Origin of the sequence: Vibrio bivalvicida, from assembly GCF_001399455.2 — a bacterium.
Classification (GTDB): domain Bacteria; phylum Pseudomonadota; class Gammaproteobacteria; order Enterobacterales; family Vibrionaceae; genus Vibrio; species Vibrio bivalvicida.
On the sequence record NZ_LLEI02000006.1, the window covers coordinates 120,046 to 139,002 of the forward strand.

General features: G+C 43.9%; 19 protein-coding genes and 1 pseudogene. 6 read left to right on the top strand and 14 right to left on the bottom strand.

Annotated features, from left to right (window positions below; all coding sequences use genetic code 11):
* Positions 1–6: 6 nt before the first annotated feature.
* Genes APB76_RS00565 through APB76_RS00580 form a run of 4 tightly spaced genes read right to left on the bottom strand, consistent with a single transcriptional unit; the run spans position 7 to position 3,974 of the window.
* Positions 7–702, bottom strand: coding sequence for a P-loop NTPase family protein (locus APB76_RS00565; RefSeq protein ID WP_054963053.1), 696 nt, complete (start codon positions 700–702; stop codon positions 7–9).
* The gene (locus APB76_RS00570; RefSeq protein WP_054963054.1) at positions 702–2,795 is read right to left on the bottom strand and encodes an SLBB domain-containing protein; all 2,094 of its coding nucleotides are present in this window, start codon (positions 2,793–2,795) and stop codon (positions 702–704) included. Before APB76_RS00570 ends, APB76_RS00565 begins: the two co-directional genes overlap by 1 nt.
* Positions 2,782–3,621, bottom strand: a complete 840-nt coding sequence (locus tag APB76_RS00575) for an OmpA family protein (protein WP_054963055.1) — start codon at positions 3,619–3,621, stop codon at positions 2,782–2,784. The genes APB76_RS00570 and APB76_RS00575 overlap by 14 nt, the downstream gene beginning before the upstream one ends.
* A gap of 32 nt (positions 3,622–3,653) precedes the next feature.
* A complete protein-coding gene (locus tag APB76_RS00580; protein WP_054963056.1) occupies positions 3,654–3,974 on the bottom strand; it encodes an STAS domain-containing protein in 321 nt (106 codons plus the stop codon).
* Between the two features lie 304 nt (positions 3,975–4,278).
* Here APB76_RS00580 and APB76_RS00585 point away from each other — a divergent pair, with 304 nt between their 5' ends.
* Positions 4,279–5,130 (top strand): DNA ligase, encoded by an 852-nt coding sequence (locus APB76_RS00585; protein WP_054963057.1) that lies wholly within the window; start codon positions 4,279–4,281, stop codon positions 5,128–5,130.
* 42 nt (positions 5,131–5,172) lie between these two features.
* On the opposite strand, the gene APB76_RS00590 is transcribed toward APB76_RS00585, so the two are convergent.
* Complete coding sequence (locus APB76_RS00590) at positions 5,173–6,543, bottom strand: MATE family efflux transporter (RefSeq protein WP_054963058.1); 1,371 nt, start codon at positions 6,541–6,543, stop codon at positions 5,173–5,175.
* A 152-nt stretch (positions 6,544–6,695) separates the two neighbouring features.
* On the opposite strand from APB76_RS00590, the gene APB76_RS00595 reads away from it, so the two are divergent.
* The gene (locus tag APB76_RS00595) at positions 6,696–7,304 is read left to right on the top strand and encodes a riboflavin synthase (RefSeq protein ID WP_054963059.1); all 609 of its coding nucleotides are present in this window, start codon (positions 6,696–6,698) and stop codon (positions 7,302–7,304) included.
* Between the two features lie 42 nt (positions 7,305–7,346).
* Here APB76_RS00595 and APB76_RS00600 read toward each other — a convergent pair whose 3' ends face one another.
* Positions 7,347–7,550 carry a CPXCG motif-containing cysteine-rich protein gene (locus APB76_RS00600; RefSeq protein ID WP_049845246.1) on the bottom strand — a complete coding sequence of 68 codons (204 nt, stop codon included), beginning with the start codon at positions 7,548–7,550 and terminating at the stop codon, positions 7,347–7,349.
* A gap of 248 nt (positions 7,551–7,798) precedes the next feature.
* On the bottom strand, positions 7,799–8,665 hold the full coding sequence (locus tag APB76_RS00605) for a fructosamine kinase family protein (protein ID WP_049845247.1): 867 nt from the start codon (positions 8,663–8,665) through the stop codon (positions 7,799–7,801).
* 349 nt (positions 8,666–9,014) lie between these two features.
* Between APB76_RS00605 and APB76_RS00610 the strand changes: the two genes are divergently transcribed.
* Positions 9,015–9,359, top strand: a complete 345-nt coding sequence (locus APB76_RS00610) for a DUF3802 family protein (RefSeq protein WP_049845248.1) — start codon at positions 9,015–9,017, stop codon at positions 9,357–9,359.
* 5 nt (positions 9,360–9,364) lie between these two features.
* On the opposite strand, the gene APB76_RS00615 is transcribed toward APB76_RS00610, so the two are convergent.
* Positions 9,365–9,880: an NlpC/P60 family protein gene (locus APB76_RS00615; protein ID WP_049845249.1), complete on the bottom strand. Its 516-nt coding sequence runs from the start codon at positions 9,878–9,880 to the stop codon at positions 9,365–9,367.
* Between the two features lie 85 nt (positions 9,881–9,965).
* On the opposite strand from APB76_RS00615, the gene APB76_RS00620 reads away from it, so the two are divergent.
* Positions 9,966–11,996: a methyl-accepting chemotaxis protein gene (locus APB76_RS00620; protein ID WP_054963060.1), complete on the top strand. Its 2,031-nt coding sequence runs from the start codon at positions 9,966–9,968 to the stop codon at positions 11,994–11,996.
* Positions 11,997–12,030: 34 nt separating this feature from the next.
* On the opposite strand, the gene APB76_RS00625 is transcribed toward APB76_RS00620, so the two are convergent.
* On the bottom strand, positions 12,031–12,819 hold the full coding sequence (locus APB76_RS00625) for a sterol desaturase family protein (RefSeq protein WP_049845251.1): 789 nt from the start codon (positions 12,817–12,819) through the stop codon (positions 12,031–12,033).
* A gap of 69 nt (positions 12,820–12,888) precedes the next feature.
* Here APB76_RS00625 and APB76_RS00630 point away from each other — a divergent pair, with 69 nt between their 5' ends.
* Positions 12,889–13,629 carry a tRNA-uridine aminocarboxypropyltransferase gene (locus APB76_RS00630; RefSeq protein ID WP_049845267.1) on the top strand — a complete coding sequence of 247 codons (741 nt, stop codon included), beginning with the start codon at positions 12,889–12,891 and terminating at the stop codon, positions 13,627–13,629.
* A 144-nt stretch (positions 13,630–13,773) separates the two neighbouring features.
* On the top strand, positions 13,774–14,682 hold the full coding sequence (gene nagK / locus APB76_RS00635) for an N-acetylglucosamine kinase (RefSeq protein WP_054963061.1): 909 nt from the start codon (positions 13,774–13,776) through the stop codon (positions 14,680–14,682).
* Positions 14,683–14,729: 47 nt separating this feature from the next.
* Here nagK and APB76_RS00640 read toward each other — a convergent pair whose 3' ends face one another.
* The 5 genes and pseudogenes from APB76_RS00640 to APB76_RS00660 form a co-directional block, all read right to left on the bottom strand.
* Entirely contained in the window at positions 14,730–14,996 is a 267-nt protein-coding gene (locus APB76_RS00640; protein WP_054963062.1) for a DUF2960 domain-containing protein, read from the bottom strand.
* A gap of 58 nt (positions 14,997–15,054) precedes the next feature.
* On the bottom strand, positions 15,055–16,824 hold the full coding sequence (locus APB76_RS00645) for a bifunctional molybdopterin-guanine dinucleotide biosynthesis adaptor protein MobB/molybdopterin molybdotransferase MoeA (RefSeq protein WP_054963063.1): 1,770 nt from the start codon (positions 16,822–16,824) through the stop codon (positions 15,055–15,057).
* Positions 16,824–17,408 (bottom strand): molybdenum cofactor guanylyltransferase MobA, encoded by a 585-nt coding sequence (gene mobA / locus APB76_RS00650; RefSeq protein WP_054963064.1) that lies wholly within the window; start codon positions 17,406–17,408, stop codon positions 16,824–16,826. The genes APB76_RS00645 and mobA overlap by 1 nt, the downstream gene beginning before the upstream one ends.
* Before the next feature lie 192 nt (positions 17,409–17,600).
* Positions 17,601–18,248: pseudogene (locus APB76_RS00655) on the bottom strand (energy-coupling factor ABC transporter ATP-binding protein); the annotation flags it as partial.
* Between the two features lie 9 nt (positions 18,249–18,257).
* Entirely contained in the window at positions 18,258–18,956 is a 699-nt protein-coding gene (locus APB76_RS00660) for an ABC transporter permease (protein ID WP_054963066.1), read from the bottom strand.
* Between the last annotated feature and the right edge of the window lies 1 nt (position 18,957).

An 18,957-nucleotide genomic window follows, 5' to 3' on the forward strand; every position in this document is an offset into this window, starting at 1 on the left:
CAACTCCTATGCTGACTGAGCCAGAAATTCGTTGGTAAGGATTTTGTTTGCCCACTTATCTCGCCAAGTTTTGGGGATGAATTTGAGTCGATTCATTTCACGTACGATTTCCTGAGCAAGCGTCGCTTGGTGCTTTAGATTTAATACTGAGCCCAGGAGTGAAATAGAGGGGCTATTGATAAGTTGCATTGCTTTTTCTAGTTGCCCCGAAGACGTTTTACCCCCCATAACCACTAAAGCCGTCTGATCACAGGCATTAGCAACAACTTGAGCGGGGATATTTCCTCTATTGATATGAAGTAGAGGAGACGTATCGCAGATTACACGGTCATATTGAGTCAGCCATTGAGCAACAGAGTGTTGTAGCTGAGCTGGATCTTTAAAAGCCAAAAGGGCTGCTTGGTTGTTTGGCACAGTGAGCCCAGTAAACAACTGATGAGTTGAAGCGTGCTCAACAAGTAAACCAAGTGCGTTATCGTTACTTGGCGTGATGTCTATACACTCAAAGGAAGGATGGAAGGTGTTGAGATCAACGACTAATGTTCTGTGGCCGGCAAGTAGATACCGTTCTGCAAGCGCTGCAACTATAGATGTGACACCGTCACCTGATTGACATGCTGTGATACACAGTGAGCGACTACCACTTATCTCAGCAGCAAGATAGATCTGTTCTATTTCTGTATGCGTTGCTGGAATAATCATTACAGTGCTCCTATTAGAACGATAGTTGTCGTTAAGCGCAGAATGTCTTCAAGACCAACACGTGCTTTTTCTAGGAAGCTTTCGTTGCGATCAGGTACGTAAATGGTGTCACCAGCACGTAGCACGGGAAGCTTGTAAATATTCGCCGTTTTACTGAAATCAATAAGGTCAAATGTTCGTGCCTGTCCCTGACAACAAGACATATTCACAATCGAAATTTTCTCAAGAAATGCGCGTTCTGATGGGCCACCGGCTTCAGCGAGTAAATCGAGTACGGTCATGTTGTCATCAAATACATAGCGACCAGGGCTGTTTACCGCGCCCAACACACGCACTGTGGACTCTTTCGAGCGATCCAGCCAGATTTTGTCTTTTTCAGGAATGTAAATAGTGTCGCCCATTGTGACATTTGGCAGTAGGCTTTCATCGCCGGTTTCAAAGTATAGCGAAAGGTTAAGCTTACTTACTTTTGAATAGGTTTTGTCACGATGGGTGATACGGATATTGTGTATGTCGGCATCTTTAGTTGGACCATCTGCCGCAGATAAGATATCTAAGAAGTGCATATCTTTGGTAAAACGGTAGCGACCCGGTGCGTTAACCTGACCAAATACATAGATAGACGCGTCTGAACTTTGGCGTACCCATTGAGACTTGTTGTCTGATGGATCTTGTGGCAGATCGTGAACTCGAACAATTGTCCCCGCTGTTATGGTTGGTAGTTGGCCGTTAGGAGCACCATTTAGTATGAACTCATCTAGGTTAAAGATGTGTAGCTTGTTACCTGTTGTCACTACTTCAATTTTTGAGGTGTCAGCTCGCAGAGTTGGGCCACCAACATGAGAGAGTAGATCCATAAGGTCCATTTCATCAGACCATTCTATACGTCCGGGACGGACTACCTCGCCAATAACGCTGACCGCGCGGCTGGGTGCAATTTTCAGCCAAGACTTTTCATTCATGTCTGTTTTTTCGGGTACGAAAATAGCATCACCGGGGCCGATTGCTGGTGGGCTTTTGCGCGTTAGGCCCTCGGTGAAAGCGGTTAAGTCGAATTTGATCACTTTTCCGCCTGCTTTGATAACACGGATCTGGCGTGATTCCGCATAGCGAGTCGGGCCACCGGCATTGGCAAGAATATCCATAAAAGAAGCGTTCTTTTTGCCTTCATAAGCGCCCGGATGAGCAACTTCGCCCATGATATAAACCACATTCGCCCCTGCTTTTATCTCTTCTTCTTGTTTAGGAACAAAGATAGTTGTACCAGGAGTTAGCGTGGGCAATAGCGACACATCACCGCTATCAAGGTACGTTTTGAGGTTGAAGAGTTTAGGTGTGTTATCTGAAATCACTCGTATTTGCTCAACTGAGGCATAGCGAGTAACGCCACCTGCACGCATGATGACGTCAACAAGGTCGGTGTTTGCTTTGAAACTAAATGAACCCGGTGCGTTAACCTCACCAAACACTTTAATCGCCGTTCGACCATCAGCGCTGTCACCGGCATTGGCGAGTTTGTTAGCGTCAAACTCCTGCTCAATATTACCCACAAGCGGTGACGCAGGAATAAAAATCGTATCGAGCGATTCTAGCTCTGGAAGCAGGCTTTCATCACCCGTGTCTAGAAAGGTTTTATAGTTAAACTTAATCTTGTCTTTGCCGCGTTTGATGAAAAGGTTATTCAATTGGGCACCTGCACGAAGACCGCCTGCAGCATGGATGGCCATCTGAATGTCGGAAGTTTTCGACAAAGTATATTCGCCAGGAGAATTCACATAGCCTTGAACAGAGAGCAAAATCTGCTGCTCAGCGATATAAACAGAAGCAGAAGAAAGGTCTCGGTATACCTTTTCCAACGAATCTTTCACCGCTTTTTCTAGTTGAGGCTCGCTATAACCAGCGACGTATAGTGCACCCACTTCAGGTAAAGTAATGCGGCCGCGCTTATCGACTTGAAAGCCTTTGTTGAGCGAAGATTCTCCCGGCAGGTTTACTTGAATCAGATCACCAATTTGTACACGTACTTCATTTGCTTGAGCATAAGAGAGCAGTGAGGTTAATAGGAATATGGTAATTAAATTAGTCCATTTCATTGTAGCCTCCTTGCAAACGCTGTTCAGCTTGCTCTTGCGTATCAACCACTTCGATACTTACGCGGCGGTTGGTCAGTCTTACACCTTCAGACTCTCCGTCATAGAGAGGAAGAGTGTCGCCCACAGATTGGGTTTCAACTCGTGTTGGGCCAAGCCCAAAAATGATCAGGTAACGCTTCACCTGTTTCGCTCGACCCATTGCAAGCTTTTGGTTGGATTGGGCATCACCGACAGAATCAGCATGACCGGTCACTTTAAGGTTGAGGTTTTGGTTGTCATTTAAAATGCTTGCAGCACGTGCCAAGTGTCCCATGTACTTAGGGTTGACTTCGATTGAGTTGAAGGCAAATTGGTTGTCTGCGTTAAGCAGGTTATACAGTTTATCGATCATGGCTAAACGTTGTTGGAATGCGTTCTCATCTATTGGCGGAACACATCTGGTTTGCGAAGTCACGTAGTTTAGTTGAAGCTCAAGTTCATTCAGGCGTTTACGTTGAATGACGATATCATTTGCTGCATCCAACAGCAGACCGCCCTCAAGCTCTCGCGCTATACGATTCTGCTTTTCAAGCGCTTGTACTACAGCTGCAGGGAAGCACCAACGAGCGCCTTCTCTGATTAAAGAATCTAAATGAAGTTTTGTCAGTTGCCAGTCAAAGCGTAATCCGTGTTCTGGGCCTAGTGGTTCGTCTGGCATTACTGGGGTGAAATTCGATTGGATATAATCTTCACCCAGTCCTCCACGCCCTTCTTCTGGGTAACTAGAGCACCCAACAACAGATGCTATAGATGCAGCTAGGGCTATGTGCTTGATTAAAAAGTTCATGCCAACGTCCTTTGTTAGTGTTTTTATAGTTTTTAGTGAGTTTGAGAGTTAACAGGTATTGCCTGGTTAATCCTCAACAGGTTCATGATCTCAAGAGGCTGACCTGAAACGTTCTCAATGCGCATGTTGCGCTGACGTTCGACCAGGCGTTTGTATAGGTAAACGATTGCTCCAACGCCAGAAGAATCTAGAAACTGCACCTGACTAAAGTCGATTTCAATTTCACGCGAAGAATCTTCCGATAGTATTTCATCAATGTGTGGCTGAGCGTGGCGGCTACCGTTTGCATCTAGATTGCCGTTGATTACCCAAGTTATGATGGTGTCGTTAGTTTCAATTTTGCGAAGTTCCATAATTTTATCTCCTCGGTTTGTTGATATGTATAGAGCAGATTATGTGCCAAATAATAAGACCTTATTTATCAATGAGATATGTGCATTGGAGAACGGTTTCTCAAATTGAGAAAAGAGTTATCTCAAAATGACAATCAGAAAAAGTAGCGGGGGAGTAGTGGCAACTCGATCGCTTTTGTATGCAATAACGTGTTACGTAACTAAGCCGACAGCTAGAGGTGGCTCGAATACGCTTTCCATTTACCTTGCTCATTCAGATGTATATGAGTCATTGTTCTGTAATTGTTAGGTATGGATATAGATTATGGATATCAGAATCTCTACGGTTGCGCTCAGCGTCATGTCTGCATTGGTAGCACTGACCCAAGTTCAAAACGTCGAAGCCGAGTCACTGCCCGTAGCGCTCGCCGTATCATACAACTCAGGTATAGATACTTCAGAGTATTGGAAAAGTGAAAAGCTTGATGGCATCAGAGCAATTTGGGACGGAAACCAACTTATGACCAGAAACGGAAAGCAGATCGTGGCTCCTGGTTGGTTTACAGATGGGTTACCAGAGTATTCATTAGAAGGTGAGTTATGGGCGGGGCGTGGGAACTTTCATATAGTCCAGCAAACGGTTTTAGACAGAACACCAAATGATACGGCATGGAAAAAAATTAAATTTATGCTGTTTGATGTTCCTCATTCTGCGGGTGACTACAAAAAGCGCTACTTCAACCTTGTGCATTTGGTAAATACGCTTGAAAGCGACCATATTAAATACATTGAACACACTCCAATTGAAGACGAACAGGAGTTGCTTGGCTATTTGGATACAGTTGATGGATCTAAAGGCGAAGGTTTGATGCTGCGAAAAATCTCCAGCCGCTACCAAGCGGGACGCAGTAGCGACTTACTAAAACTGAAAAAGCACCAAGATGCAGAAGCTATCGTCATTGGGTACAAGGTAGGGAATGGTAAATACAAAGGCCAAATGGGGGCACTGCTAGTCCAGCTAAAGTCTGGCAAGCAGTTTTATATTGGTAGCGGGTTCAGTGATGAAATAAGGCTGGATCCACCCTCAGTGGGTTCAAAGATTACATTCCGCTATAACGGCTATACAAATAATGGTGTGCCAAAGTTTGCTCGTTACGTCAGAGATAGAGTGGAATGACTGGATGAAATAAAGGCCCAAAAACGGGCCTGTTGATAACGGCTATTTTGCCGCGAGTGTTAACTGAGCATCGTCACTGAGTCGGTGCATCCACCTTAATCGGACGCCAAGCATTATAGCTGCAGAAGTAAGACCGATAATAAAGCCCACCCAGAATCCATGTGCACCCATTGGCTCCACAATCCAATCCGTCATGGCAAGAATGTAGCCAAGTGGTAACCCTAAAATCCAATATGCTATGAAAGTGCGATTGAAGATCGCGGCCATATCTTTATATCCGCGCAGCGCACCCGCAGCAACAACTTGAACAGCATCTGTTACTTGATAAACCGCCGCTAATAGCAACAACTGAAGTGCCAACTCAATTACCGCTTTGTTGTCAGTATAGAGTAATGCGACTTGTTCTCTAAACAGTACGGTGAGTAGTGCTGTGAATAAGGACAATGACACTGCGACAATAAGACCGACATGAGAGGCGATAGTCGCACCTTCTACATTTGCTTCGCCGAGACGGTGGCCAACGCGGATACTTGTGGCGGCACCAACACTCATCGGTAGCATAAACACCAATGAGGAAAAGTTGATAGCGACTTGGTGTGCAGCAACGACAAGTGGACCTAAAGGAGCAACAAGTAACGCTACGACAGCAAACAGTGTAACTTCAAAGAACATGGCTGCAGCCACGGGAAAGCCTAGCTTAAACAGACGTACTAAGGCTTTTGGATTAGGTTTATGGAAACAATCAAACACCTTTACTTTTGCAAGGCGCTCGGATGTCATCACGTAGAACAACAGCATGGCAAACATAATCCAATACACAATAGCGGTAGCCACTCCACAGCCAACACCACCTAATGCCGGAGCGCCAAATTTGCCGTAAACAAAGATCCAGTTAAGTGGAATATTGAGCAGTAAGCCAACGAACCCAATGACCATAGCGGGTTTTGTTAGTGACATCCCGTCGGTCAAGCTACGTAACGCCTGAAACAACAGGAAAGCGGGAACAGCGAAGATGACAGCATGCATATAGCCAATAGTCTTCTCGCTCATTAAGGGTTCAACATCCATTAATCCCAGAATAGGTTTGGTTTGTAACAGAACCAGTCCAATTGGCACTGAGATAATAAGTGCCATGGCAATTCCCTGCTGAATTTCAAATGGCACTTTGTGTTGCCTTCCAGAACCATTGAGCTGAGCGACAACAGGCACCAAAGCCATCAGTAGACCAACACCAAATAAAATGGAAGGTAACCAGATACTCGCTGCAATCGACACCGCAGCCATATCCGTTGCACTGACCCCGCCCGCCATGACGGTATCAACAAAGCTCATCCCAGTCTGGGCTACCGAGGCGATGAGAACGGGGGTCGCTAATCTGATTAATGTATTTGCTTCTGTTTTATAGCGATGCAATGGAAACTCCAATACTAGAAGATGTTCTAACTACAAGTTATTCGAACGAAAGCCATGCGTGATTGAAAGTAGTGAACATAAGAGAAAATGATTGTGCGTGATGATAAAGAAATGTCACACTAAGCACCATGAAAAACTCGTGGAAATAATTAATGTTCACAGGAATTGTTCAGGGCATGGCGGAAGTCATTGCAATAGAAAAGAAAGAAAAGTTTCAGACTCATACGATTCAATTGTCAAAAGAAATGGCCGAAGGTTTAAAGATTGGTGCGTCGGTAGCACACAATGGCTGTTGTCTGACCGTAACAAATATTGATGGCAGCTCAGTTGACTTTGATCTTATGCGTGCAACGCTGTCGTTGACGAATCTGGGTGAACTGAATGAGGGTGACTTAGTCAATATTGAACGAGCCGCTAAGTTTGGCGATGAGATTGGTGGGCATTCTATGTCGGGTCACATCTCGTTAGTCGGTGAGGTGGTCGAGGTGATTAATACACCAAACAATCGTACTATCTGGTTTCGCGTTCCGGTAGATATGATTAAGTATGTATTAGCAAAAGGTTATATTGGTCTAGATGGTTGTTCACTAACTATCGGCGAAGTAGAAGAGAACCGTTTTTCTGTCCATCTCATTCCAGAAACCTTAGAACGTACTTTGTTTGGACAAAGAAAGGTTGGAGATAAGATCAATGTTGAGTTTGATCCTCAAACTCAAGCGATTGTGGACACGGTTGAGAGAGTGCTTGCGAACCGAATGTGAGACCCACCCAGCAGTGGTGTAAAAAAGCGCCCAAGGCGCTTTTTAAAAAATTTGTTCATCATCGGCATCAACGAGGAGTTCTATTTTATCCAACTGCTCGTCAACCGTCATGTTTAAGTGAATCGCGTGGCAGCATGCTGGGCAGTCATCATAAAAGTTCTGGCTGCCGTTTGAAGCATCTAATGTGATACCAATCGAATGTCCGCAGTGAGGGCATGAAACCATCTTTTCTGTATATTTTTGCATATCTTTTTCCTTACAACCTGTCGAAAAACCAATGCCTAACTGCCTCCTGTTAACACTAAGGAGAGCCCCTGTCGACACTATAATCTTAAGCTGAGAAGTTCATGTTCGGTATGAATTAAGTACAAAATTTGACTTAGGTAAGGAAAACAAAAATTCGTTGCCCCTTACTTCACTATTGATAGTAAAAATAATTGACAACGAAGATGGTGAGTTAGTGTAACTAATTGTAAATATTAAATTATTTTTAGTTAGTATGAAAGAATCTGCTTTATAAGTCTTTGTGATTGTTCTAAATAGTGACCGCCGAACTGGTTATAATGATTGAGGACGTGATAAAGGTTATAGATGTCTTTTCGCTCACTATAGCCAAAGTCGAGAGGGGCGATACTTTCATAACCTTGATAAAACTCTGGTTGGAAGCCTTCGAACAATTCGGTCATCGCAATATCACATTCACGATCACCCCAGTAGCACGCGGGGTCGTAACAAATTGGTCCGAATACCGAATTCGCAACGTTACCGTGCCATAGGTCGCCGTGAAGTAAAGCGGGCTTAGGGTGGTGGTTAACTAATCTGTCATGGACAAGTTGGGTAAATTCATTGATATCGACAAGATCAATACCTTTCTCCCTCAATAATTGAAGTTGCCAGCCTATTCGTTGCTCTGAAAAAAACCTTGCCCACTTGCGACTCCACTTGTTTGGCTGAAGCGTTGAGCCAATATAATTGTCTTGATCAAATCCATATTCTTTTTGATCTCCCCATTGATGCAAACGAGCGAGCTGTTGTCCAAAAGCGTAACTGTTTTTACTATCATCCAAAGGCTTGGTTGGAAGGTAGTTGAGGATAATGAAAGAGTGGTCTTTGGATTTACCCGTTAAGATGAGTTCTGGTACGTATACAGTGTTACTCTCGCGTAAAATACGGATGTTTTCTGCCTCGATATCGAATTTAGGTAGAAAATCGCGCTTGTTAAGTTTTACAAAGTAACGTTGCTCACCATCTGACACCATGTAGCAATCACTAATATCACCACCATGCACTTTTTCTTTTTCAATAATGTCATAAGAAAACATTAAGGTTTCGGAAAGTTGTTTAGAAATGGCCTGCCACATATCTTGTCCTAGTATTAATTGCCTTGCTACTAGTGTAGAAGAAGCTTTGAATGAATACTGATTCATAGTGCAAAAAATTCAACCATTTAGACAGATTGCTTCCTCACAACGCAAAAGTGTGAACTTGCTCCACCTAGTCGCTAAAACACCAATTTGCTACTCAAGTGAATCACGGTTTTGGACTCAATTTAGCTTCCTATAAATCGATCCTATGCTAGCTTTATTAAAGGTGATTGCTGAATTTGTGCAGGAAGTCAGCAACCTATTCGACTTTGGTTGTAACTATTCATTGATATGTCTTAGTATTAAGGATGTTAGTCAACGACATAATTTATAACGGAGATAGGCTGTGGTTGTTGAAACCGATGGTTACTTGGCTTTAATAGAGCATTTGGCTTTTAATCTTGACGTATTCGCATCTGAGGATGGCGATGTCGGAACTGAAAGCGTAGAAGATGTCGTTACTGATATGGTCGCGAGTAATATTATGGCGATCTTTGAGCAAAATCCAGAGTTGCACTCTAGCGTTCGTTTTCAGCTTCTAAAAGAGGCAGACTCGGTAGTTGAAGACTTAAGTGAAGTGCTTGCGGGCGTTTGGGCAAAACCAGCCACCAATGAGCAGATTGGATTTTTGGATGAGTACATTGCATTAGTCAAGAACTTATTCGATTCCGCTGTGGCTAAGTACGATTAAAACACTTAGTTAATTTCAGGCGAGTAGCTAACTCGTCTGAAATGCCAATATTTTGATGCCCAGTAAGGGTTATCTAATCTTGATATGATTACCCCCTTTGAAGTAGAGGCATGCATAAACTGCTTGTTACCTATATACACACCAACATGCCTTACTTTTGGGGCCGTTTTAAAAAACACAAGATCACCAACACTCGCTTCAGAGTAACCTATCTGTTGCCCCAACTTCACTTGATCGAGTGTTGTGCGCGGTAACTGCATTCCAAGAGCGTCTTTGTATGTGGTTTGAACGAACGCAGAGCAATCTACGCCACTCACGGTTGTCCCGCCTAAACGATAGGGCGCGCCTTTCCATACTCGGTAAACATCCAGTAATGAATTTTTTGTGATTTCTTCTTGTTCAGTAAGCGCTGCGCCGTTTGCTGAGCTAAAGTCATGTTCGGGCTGACTGCTGCAGCCCGCTACGGCTAGGCATAAAAGAAGGGTTTTGAAGTGACTCACACGAAAAACTAGATGCTTCATTAATAACCTTTACTGAAATCTAAGCGTAACAAACCAGACATAATATGCCTCACTGATAACTTTAGTACTAGGACCTTATTTCCAAATGGACACGCTGAAAAAAGGCAAACTTAAACTATCGCTGATTCAAACCATCAGTGCTGTATTTATAACAATTACCTTACTGGTGATTTTACTTTCTGTCACGAGTCTTAAGGGCTTAGAGCGAATTAACTTACAATTTTCAGGCCTATCTGAACAAGCATTGCCCCTTGCAATGACTAACGCGAGGCTAACTCAACACATTCTAGATCAAGCCAAGCAGCTTAGTTATGTCACGCAAACTCAAGATAAAGAAACTCTTCGTCATATTGAACAGCAAATATCGTCTTTAGAATCAAACATTGATCAGCTCTACGAGCAAATCGGAAACATATCATCGAGCTTTAATAATGCGATTTCATTGCAACAAACAGAGCAGCTTTCAGGCTCGATCCAATCGCTCAAAGCACTGACTGCGAGTGTGATTGGTACTCAACAAAACATTCTGAGTAGACAAGTAAAAATCAATGAGGACCTTGATGCGTTTCGCTATGGGCTTGGTTCTGTTGGCCCAGAAATGAACAGAATTAGCTCATTCCTAGTTGGTGGTAACCCAGAATCAGCAGACGCGGCGAACCGATTTATCGCCAACGTTAGTTCAATGGAAAGCTCGTTTGTGCAGTTGATGATGCATTCAGATCTTTCAAAAGCCAATGAAGAATACCGAGAAATGAAAAATCGTTTAGCTGGCGTCAACTTAGCGTATGACGACTTCAAAGAATGGCATCCGGACGTCGTAGACTTTACAAGCTTAACGGCAAGCTACGACATGGTATTATCAGGTTATGAAAAAGATGGCATTGTTGACCAAATCCTTTTAAAACTGCAACTAGCGACTACGCAGTCAGAGCAAGTTGCGGAAGTAACCATAATCGCGAATCAAACAATTTCAATGCTAAATCAGATCTCGTCCACTGCCGAATCCTTAATCGGTGATAGCCAGAGTGTGGTAGTTAATACGATGGATGCAATAACCGTTGTGCTATTAGTCAGCGGGGCTCTATTGGTTGCTGTCATAATCGTTGCTTGGCTTATGCTCAAGCAATGGATTAACCGAGGTTTGAACAACATCATAAGTCACTTAAACAAAATGACTCATCACGATCTGACTGGGCACGCTCAATTGCTTGGTCCGCTGGAGATGAAAGAAATTGCTTCTAAGCTCAACCAAGTGATGGCATCGACGAAAGAGTCCATTGCGACCGTTACTCGAAACTGCGAGACATTATATCAAACCGCAGAAATCAGCCATGGTGCGGCAGAGCTATCAAATCAAAGCTTAAGTGAACAAAATGACTCGCTATCGAGTATGATAACTACCGTCAACCAACTTGAGGCGTCTATCCGTCAGATTTCAACGGTAACCACCGAATCCTATCAAGAATCCAAGTCAGCGGCCTTACTGTCGGGCCAAGGTGTGACGGCTATTGAAGAAAACCGAACGCGTTTACAAGCATTAGAGAACACCCTCAATGCTAACGAGACCTCAATGGTAGAGCTAGATAAGCGAGTGCGACAGATTCGAGAAATGGTTGACCTAATATCTGGTATCGCAGAAAACACGAACTTATTAGCACTGAATGCCGCGATAGAAGCTGCGCGTGCAGGAGAGCAGGGCAGAGGCTTTGCTGTTGTTGCCGACGAAGTACGAAAGCTTGCCAGCGATACTTCCAACCAAACTACCAATATACGTGATCGTATGAATCAACTCGTCGGTGCTGCTGAGCGCTCACGCGTTGCTGTAGAAGAATCACGCCAAGAAATGGCCAACGCCCTCGAATCGAGTGAGCTAGTGAAAGCAACTTTTGTAGACATTGAAACTGCGGTTGATCATATTAAAGCTCGTGTTGAGCAGATATCTGTTGCAACGGGAGAGCAAGAGCGTGCTACAGCGCACGTGAGTGAGTCTATTACGCGCGTCTCAGAACAGGGTGACCTAACTAAGCGACAACTCGAGTCTGTGGTAGAGAGCTCACAAAAAGTCGCTAATATAGCAGGTAATCAACAAACCATGCTTCATAAATACGCACTGTAACCCAATGAGGTGATGAAGAAGCACAATACTCCTTTTAAGTACGTCTAAAAGGTTGCGTAAGCATTTTATCCAGTCGCTGCTCGGTGCGACTTTGGAACATTGGAATACCTATCTTAACGTTTTCATGCCCTAATACGGGCTGTGCTCGGTAAGTGTTAAACATCCGATCCCAAATGGATAGAAAGAAACCAAAATTTGAATGTGTTTCTTTCTCAATGACCGAGTGGTGAATGCGGTGCATGTCAGGTGTCACAATCACTTTTCGCAGCATTCCATCTATTTTTAGTGGCAAAAACGCATTGCTGTGATTAAACATAGCACTGGCATTGAGAATAATTTCAAATACGATAACGGCGATGGGGGAAACCCCAAACATTAGCACCAAACCAATTTTTATCCACATTGACAAGATAATTTCGATAGGGTGGAAACGAGTTCCCGTCGTTACATCGATATCTTGGTCGGCATGATGCATTCGATGCAAACGCCATAGAATAGGGATGCGATGAAACACCAGGTGCTGTAAGTAAATAGTTAGATCAAGGAGTACAACTGAGATAATAATTTCAATGTATGAAGGCAATTGGAATTGATTTAGTAAGCCCCAATTGCTATCCGCGGCGTATATCGCAGACTCAAAAGCCAGAATAGGCATCACCAAACTCAAGCATACAGAGTTGAAAGCGATAAGCCCGAGATTGTTAAGCCAACGATAGAGCTTACTTTGAGTTAGTTGTTTACGTGGTGTTAACCACTCCCACAACCCACAAAGAATGAGTACAGAAAGAAAGAAACTCAGTCGAATCATTTCTGGATTTTGCATCTTGTAATCCTTGCAACTGTTGGTTGGGTGGGTAAACTGGCTCCCCTTGTTTATTATCTACAATACACCATGAGAATCCACGCCTTTCATCGCTTGTATCAACAGCGATTAGACCGCTCGACTAAACCATTTGTTGCGCGAGGAAGTAAAGTTGTTCGATGTCAGTACTGCCAAGTAGCGGAAAAAGACTGTCTATGCGCTTATCAACCTGACGTAAACAGCAATATTAGCGCGATGCTGATCTTATCAGAAAACGAAGTTTTTAAACCAAGCAATACAGGGCGCTTAATACTGGATACAGTTAAAGATGGATACGCTTATCAGTGGAGTAGAACTGAACCCGACAAAGAAATGCTTCAAGTGTTGAGTAACCCAAAATATCAGCCAGTTGTCATCTTTCCAGATGAGTACGTATCGGATGAAACAAGATTGATTAAGGGGGACGCACTAGCATTGTGTGGAAACAAAGTGCCTTTGCTCATTTTTCTTGATGGCAGTTGGCGAGAAGCGAGACGAATCTTCAATAAGTCGCCATATCTAGATGCTTTACCTGTGATATCAATTCGCCCTGATTCTGTCTCTCAATATATGATGCGCCGTTCAGAAAATGACCAGCACCTCGCCACGGCGGAGGTAGCCAGTTTGGTATTTGAGGAGTTTGGCGAAGCTAAGTTAGCGAAAACTTTGTCGAGTTGGTTTGCGGTATTTCGGGAAAGCTATATGAATAGTAAGACTCGAAATAGACGTGACGACACAAAACCAGCCTTGAATCGTTTCATCGAAGAGATAAGAAACGAGAAACTGGTCTAATTATTATCATCTGGTTGTATACACGCTGCGCAGTTAAAACCATTACCGAGCTAAATCCGTTCTAAATCACAGTTTGTAGGCGTAGCTATATGGATAATAAGTCGATTAAACGAATTTTTGAGTTATTTTTCTGGGAGAGAAGAGATGTACTACGGCTTTGACGTTGGTGGCACTAAGATTGAATTTGGTGCATTTAACGAAAAACTCGAGCGTGTTGCAACGGAACGCGTACCAACGCCAACGGATGACTATGCATTATTGGTTGATACCATTGCTAGCCTAGTCACTAAATACGATCAAGAATTCGGTAGTGAAGGCAAAATCGGTCTGGGCCTACCAGGTATGGAAGACGCTGATGACGCAACAGTATTAACGGTTAACGTGCCTGCTGCAAAGGGTAAGCCTTTACGTGCTGATCTAGAAGCGAAAATTGGTCGTAGCGTTAAAATTGAAAACGACGCGAACTGTTTTGCTCTTTCTGAGGCTTGGGATGAAGAATTAAAAGATGAGCCGTCAGTGATGGGCTTAATTCTTGGCACCGGTTTTGGTGGCGGCTTGATTTATGATGGCGCGGTATTCTCTGGCAGAAACCACGTTGCTGGTGAGCTGGGTCATATGCGCTTACCAATCGATGCTTGGTTTCACCTAGGTGACAACGCCCCATTATTGGGCTGTGGCTGTGGTAAAAAAGGTTGTTTAGATAGTTACCTATCAGGCCGCGGTTTTGAGTTAATTTACACCCATTACTTTGGTGAAGAGAAGAAAGCGATCGATATCATCAAAGCTTATGAAGCTAGTGAATCTAAGGCTACCGAGCATGTTGAGCGCTTTATGGAGTTATTGGCGATCTGCTTTGCCAACATCTTCACTGCAAATGATCCCCATGTTGTTGCGCTAGGTGGCGGTCTTTCTAACTTCGAACTGATTTACGAAGAAATGCCAAAGCGCGTACCTAAATACCTTCTTTCTGTAGCGAAGTGCCCTAAAATCATCAAAGCTAAACATGGTGATTCAGGCGGTGTACGTGGTGCAGCTTTCCTTAATATCAAGTAAGGTTACTCATTTCGGATATAATAGGGCTGCAATTGCAGCCCTATTGTTTATTGATTCTTTTTGCCAACCCCAAGGTTTTCTTTTTGTTGCAATGTGATCCGCCCAAAGCCCAGTTTTCTAAAGTAGTTATCGCGGTAGTTGCGCACGGATTTTGTGTCTGAAATCGCTTCGATTTGTTGCTCCATTTTCAAATACTCCGAGATATCAATACCTTCAGCTTCAGCCACCGCTTCGTGGATGTTACGATGCTGCTGGTAGGAGAAGGTCAGAGTTTTCTCTTCTTCTTTGTAAGTGTAGAGGATTGTGCGAGCCATAAATAATTCCAAATCGATAAAACTAAAGAGGCCAGCAACGCTGACCTCATCTTAATAACTAGATTCTGCCTTGAAGCGGGATGATTGTCACGCTTTCACCGACTTTAACTGTATCAATCGCTGGTGAAATCTCTATCAAGCAGTTTGCTTCACTCATAGAGCGTAAGATTCCTGACCCTTGTTTGCCTGTTGTGCGAACCGTTAATTGGCCGCGATGATCGATTTCATAAACGCCGCGACTAAACTCGGTTCGGCCTTGACGAGAACGTAGATTTTCCGTTGCTATCGCGTTTACTTTTAGAGGTTGCCAGCCTTGCTCTCCCTGCATTTTTCTTAAAGCAGGTTCAACGAAATTGATGAACGAAACCATGACCGCGACAGGGTTACCCGGCAAACCGAAAAATGGTTTGTTTTGTATTTGACCAAAGGCGAGTGGTCGTCCTGGTCTCATGTTGATTCGCCAGAAGTCGATTTGGCCAAGCTTCTCTAGTGCAAGTTTAATGTAATCGGCGTCACCGACTGAAACCCCACCAGAAGTCATGACGACATCGGCTTTCGAAGCTGCGCTCTCTAACGCTTCTATCATCAAAGCTTCGTCATCTTCGATAATACCGAAGTCGAGAATCTCACAGCCTAAATTCTCTAACATTCCCATTATGGTGAAACGGTTAGAGTCATATATGGAGTTTTGCTTTTGCTTGCTACCAGGAGCTTGGACTTCATCACCAGTAGAGAAGATTGCTACTTTGATCTTGCGATAAACGCCGCATTCAGCAAAGCCAAGTGAGGCGATCATTCCCATCTCTGGCGAAGCGATTCGCTGACCTGTAGCAAAAACTGAAGAGCCGATTGCTAAGTCTTCTCCCGCTTGTCGTACATTCTGACCTACTTTGACATTTGATGAGAATGTGACAATGTCACCACTGTGCTGAGCTTGCTCACGCATAATGACCGTATCGCCGCCTTCAGGGGTAGGGGCTCCTGTCATAATTTTAACTGCTTGACCTTTTTCGAGCGGACGATCGTGAGCGTGACCAGCAAAAACTTCAGCGACGACTTCAAAGCTTTCTAAATCGGCATCTTCGCCACGAATAGCAAAGCCATCCATCGCTGAATTCGTGTATTGAGGGACGTTCACCGGAGAGATAACATCATCAAATAGCACGCGACCGGACGCTTGTGTGATAGTGCATGTTTCAGATTCTGTAACAGGGTTAACCAGTGAAAGAATTTTGTCACGTCCTTGCTCTACGGATAGAAAAGCAGGGGAGAGGGTATCACAACAAGCCGCTTCATTTTTCTTGGGCTCCGTGTGGCTTTGTACATATTCTGTGACAAATTGTGCGATTGCATCTAAATCGTTGATGTTCATTTGCGGTAGGTCGCTGTCTTCAACGATTGAATCTGCTGCAATGGCAATGATATTGTCATCGTTGTTGTATAGCCAAGGTTTACCTACTGCTTCGCGATGAAGTTCAATCTTAGGAAAGGCGATGTTTTTACAGCCTTCAACTAAAATGACATCAAGCTTATCTGTGTCGAAGCGTGATAATAGATAGGCGAACTCAGATTCCTGTTTAGGGGTTTCGGTCATCAACGCAAAACGATTTCTCGAAGAGATCAACATTTGCGATGCGCCAGCTTTTCTTAGTCGGTAACTATCTTTGCCTTCTTTATCAACGTCAAAATTATGGTGCGCGTGTTTGAGCATACCAATACGAAGGCCGGCTTCAGTTAACTTTGGCAGAAGAGCTTCTAGCAACGTTGTTTTCCCCGTACCTGAATACGCGGCAAAACCTAGAATAGGGATAGGAAGATTTAAAGTCATCAGCTGATGGTTCCGAATTGGGCCAGTTCTTCTGGGGTATTTAAGTTTACAAAACAGTTTGGTGAGTCGCTGAAATCGACATACTCAGTGTTGCACTCTTTGTATAAAAGAATGATCTTACGATCTCCGCGCTCAAGAAAAGCGCTGAGTGTGGGTAATACACGCTTATGGTACAAGGTGAAAACAGGCTGTTGATGGTCACCGTCATGGGCGACTAAAATATCGGTACTACCTGTCACCGATTGACAAAAACGCTCTACCAAATCACTGTTAATTTGCGGACTATCGCATGGTACAAAACCTACCCAATCGGTTGGTGCATTGATGAGTCCTGCATGAATACCGCCCATTGGGCCAGGGAAGTCATGAAATTGATCAGAAAAGACCTCGCCAAATTCTTGGTATGCCTCATGGTTGCGATTGGCATTAATCAAGATGCGTTCAGTTTGAGGTTTTAGCCTGTTGATCACATGTTGGATCAAGGGCTTGTCATTGAGTAAAACAAGACCTTTATCTTGTCCTCCCATGCGGCTTGCCTGACCACCAGCCAAAATTACCCAGCTTGTCTCTTTTGCATGAAGCATATTTGTCGTATCTGATATTATCTTGTTATTGGGCTTGCACTCTAGCAAATCTATTTTCTCTTTCAAGCCCAAAGGCTTGATGCATTATGTGTTACAACTCGTTGTAGACTATCCTCTACTACTTACTTTTGTATCTAATGATTTATCTTTCAAAACAACGACGTTGTTTAACTCAAAGTCGTTGTTTGAGTACTCTTTCAGTTCAAGGCCACTGATCACCCATTGTTTGTTACAAAGCCCAGTTAGTGCATTTTGCTGGTGACTGGTTATGACTAAGCTTGAACCGCGATCTAAAAGATCTTTCGCCATGACCACTAAGCGCTCAATCGATTCTTGGTCAAGTGACGCGCTCGGCTCGTCCATCAAAAGAATCGAAGGCTTAAGTATCCATGCCCGGGCCATCGCGACGCGTTGCTTCTCTCCACCGGACAAGACTGAAATATGCTCGTCTGCTAAAGTTTCTAAGCCTACCATGCGCAGTGCAGTGATAACTTGAGCTCGCTTATCTTTTGCTGCATCTTTTTCGAAGCGGATACCGTAGACAACATTTTGATAAACCGTTCCGTCGAAAAGGTACGGAGACTGATGAAGGTAGATCACGCCTTTACGACCAGAGCGCGGAAACAGTCTGTGTAACCATGTATCGCTTGGCGCACTTACTTTTCCTGTTGATGGTTTCATTAACCCAGACAAGATTTTGAGTAGTGTGGTTTTGCCGACTCCATTATCACCTTTAAGGTAGATAGCGTCGTTTGGACCAATAGAGAGAGTAGGGATGTGGAACAGTACACGCTCTTTAAAGCGCATAGAAAGTTGCTGTGCCGTGATCTTAATTGTCATACAGCGCCCTTAAGTCCTTAAGTAACCTTTGCCACGCATACTTGTGAGCATGAAGTTCAGTACTAGTGCTAATGTAAGCAAGACAATGCCCAAAGCGACCCCTTGAGCAAACGCCCCTTTATGGCTTTCCATCGCAATCGCTGTAGGGATGTTTCGCGTGATCCCCATAATGTTGCCACCCACCATGGTTGAACAGCCCACTTCGGTTACAATGCGAGAAAACGCCGCTATCGCTGCCGCCATGAGTGGAAAACGTGTTTCCCACACCATGGTAGCAATAATTCGCGGTATAGAAGCGCCCAATGTAATTGAGGTTTCAACTGCTCTTCGATCGCTAGACTGCAATGCGCCATGCATCATTGATACCAACACCGGAAAACCAATCAGCATTTGACCGACAACCATCGCCTTTTGCGTAAACAGCATTTGCCAGTCACCCAAAGGGCCCGCCCGTGACAACAGCATGTACAGCAACAAACCAATGACGACTGTTGGAATAGCTTGAAGAGTATTGATCAATGAAAGGAAAAACCATTTTCCTCTAAAATCTGTATAAGCCAACACAATTGAAAATATGATCGCTGGTAAAAGAACAATTGAAATCGCAGACAAAGAGACACTAAAGGAGACCGCAACGATCTCCCAAAGTTCTTTATCGAAGCTCACTAACAAGGCAAGCGCATCGAGGGTGGTTTGCCAAAGGCTCATT

What these genes read in the sequence shown, in the direction of transcription:
- APB76_RS00630 (WP_049845267.1), top strand. Translation starts at nt 12,889, where the DNA reads ATGAGAATCCACGCCTTTCATCGCTTGTATCAACAGCGATTAGACCGC.
- APB76_RS00615 (WP_049845249.1), bottom strand. Translation starts at nt 9,880, where the DNA reads ATGAAGCATCTAGTTTTTCGTGTGAGTCACTTCAAAACCCTTCTTTTA.
- APB76_RS00585 (WP_054963057.1), top strand. Translation starts at nt 4,279, where the DNA reads ATGGATATCAGAATCTCTACGGTTGCGCTCAGCGTCATGTCTGCATTG.
- APB76_RS00575 (WP_054963055.1), bottom strand. Translation starts at nt 3,621, where the DNA reads ATGAACTTTTTAATCAAGCACATAGCCCTAGCTGCATCTATAGCATCT.
- APB76_RS00640 (WP_054963062.1), bottom strand. Translation starts at nt 14,996, where the DNA reads ATGGCTCGCACAATCCTCTACACTTACAAAGAAGAAGAGAAAACTCTG.
- APB76_RS00600 (WP_049845246.1), bottom strand. Translation starts at nt 7,550, where the DNA reads ATGCAAAAATATACAGAAAAGATGGTTTCATGCCCTCACTGCGGACAT.
- APB76_RS00595 (WP_054963059.1), top strand. Translation starts at nt 6,696, where the DNA reads ATGTTCACAGGAATTGTTCAGGGCATGGCGGAAGTCATTGCAATAGAA.
- APB76_RS00645 (WP_054963063.1), bottom strand. Translation starts at nt 16,824, where the DNA reads ATGACTTTAAATCTTCCTATCCCTATTCTAGGTTTTGCCGCGTATTCA.
- APB76_RS00660 (WP_054963066.1), bottom strand. Translation starts at nt 18,956, where the DNA reads ATGAGCCTTTGGCAAACCACCCTCGATGCGCTTGCCTTGTTAGTGAGC.
- mobA (WP_054963064.1), bottom strand. Translation starts at nt 17,408, where the DNA reads ATGCTTCATGCAAAAGAGACAAGCTGGGTAATTTTGGCTGGTGGTCAG.
- APB76_RS00605 (WP_049845247.1), bottom strand. Translation starts at nt 8,665, where the DNA reads ATGTGGCAGGCCATTTCTAAACAACTTTCCGAAACCTTAATGTTTTCT.
- APB76_RS00570 (WP_054963054.1), bottom strand. Translation starts at nt 2,795, where the DNA reads ATGAAATGGACTAATTTAATTACCATATTCCTATTAACCTCACTGCTC.
- nagK (WP_054963061.1), top strand. Translation starts at nt 13,774, where the DNA reads ATGTACTACGGCTTTGACGTTGGTGGCACTAAGATTGAATTTGGTGCA.
- APB76_RS00620 (WP_054963060.1), top strand. Translation starts at nt 9,966, where the DNA reads ATGGACACGCTGAAAAAAGGCAAACTTAAACTATCGCTGATTCAAACC.
- APB76_RS00580 (WP_054963056.1), bottom strand. Translation starts at nt 3,974, where the DNA reads ATGGAACTTCGCAAAATTGAAACTAACGACACCATCATAACTTGGGTA.
- APB76_RS00565 (WP_054963053.1), bottom strand. Translation starts at nt 702, where the DNA reads ATGATTATTCCAGCAACGCATACAGAAATAGAACAGATCTATCTTGCT.
- APB76_RS00625 (WP_049845251.1), bottom strand. Translation starts at nt 12,819, where the DNA reads ATGCAAAATCCAGAAATGATTCGACTGAGTTTCTTTCTTTCTGTACTC.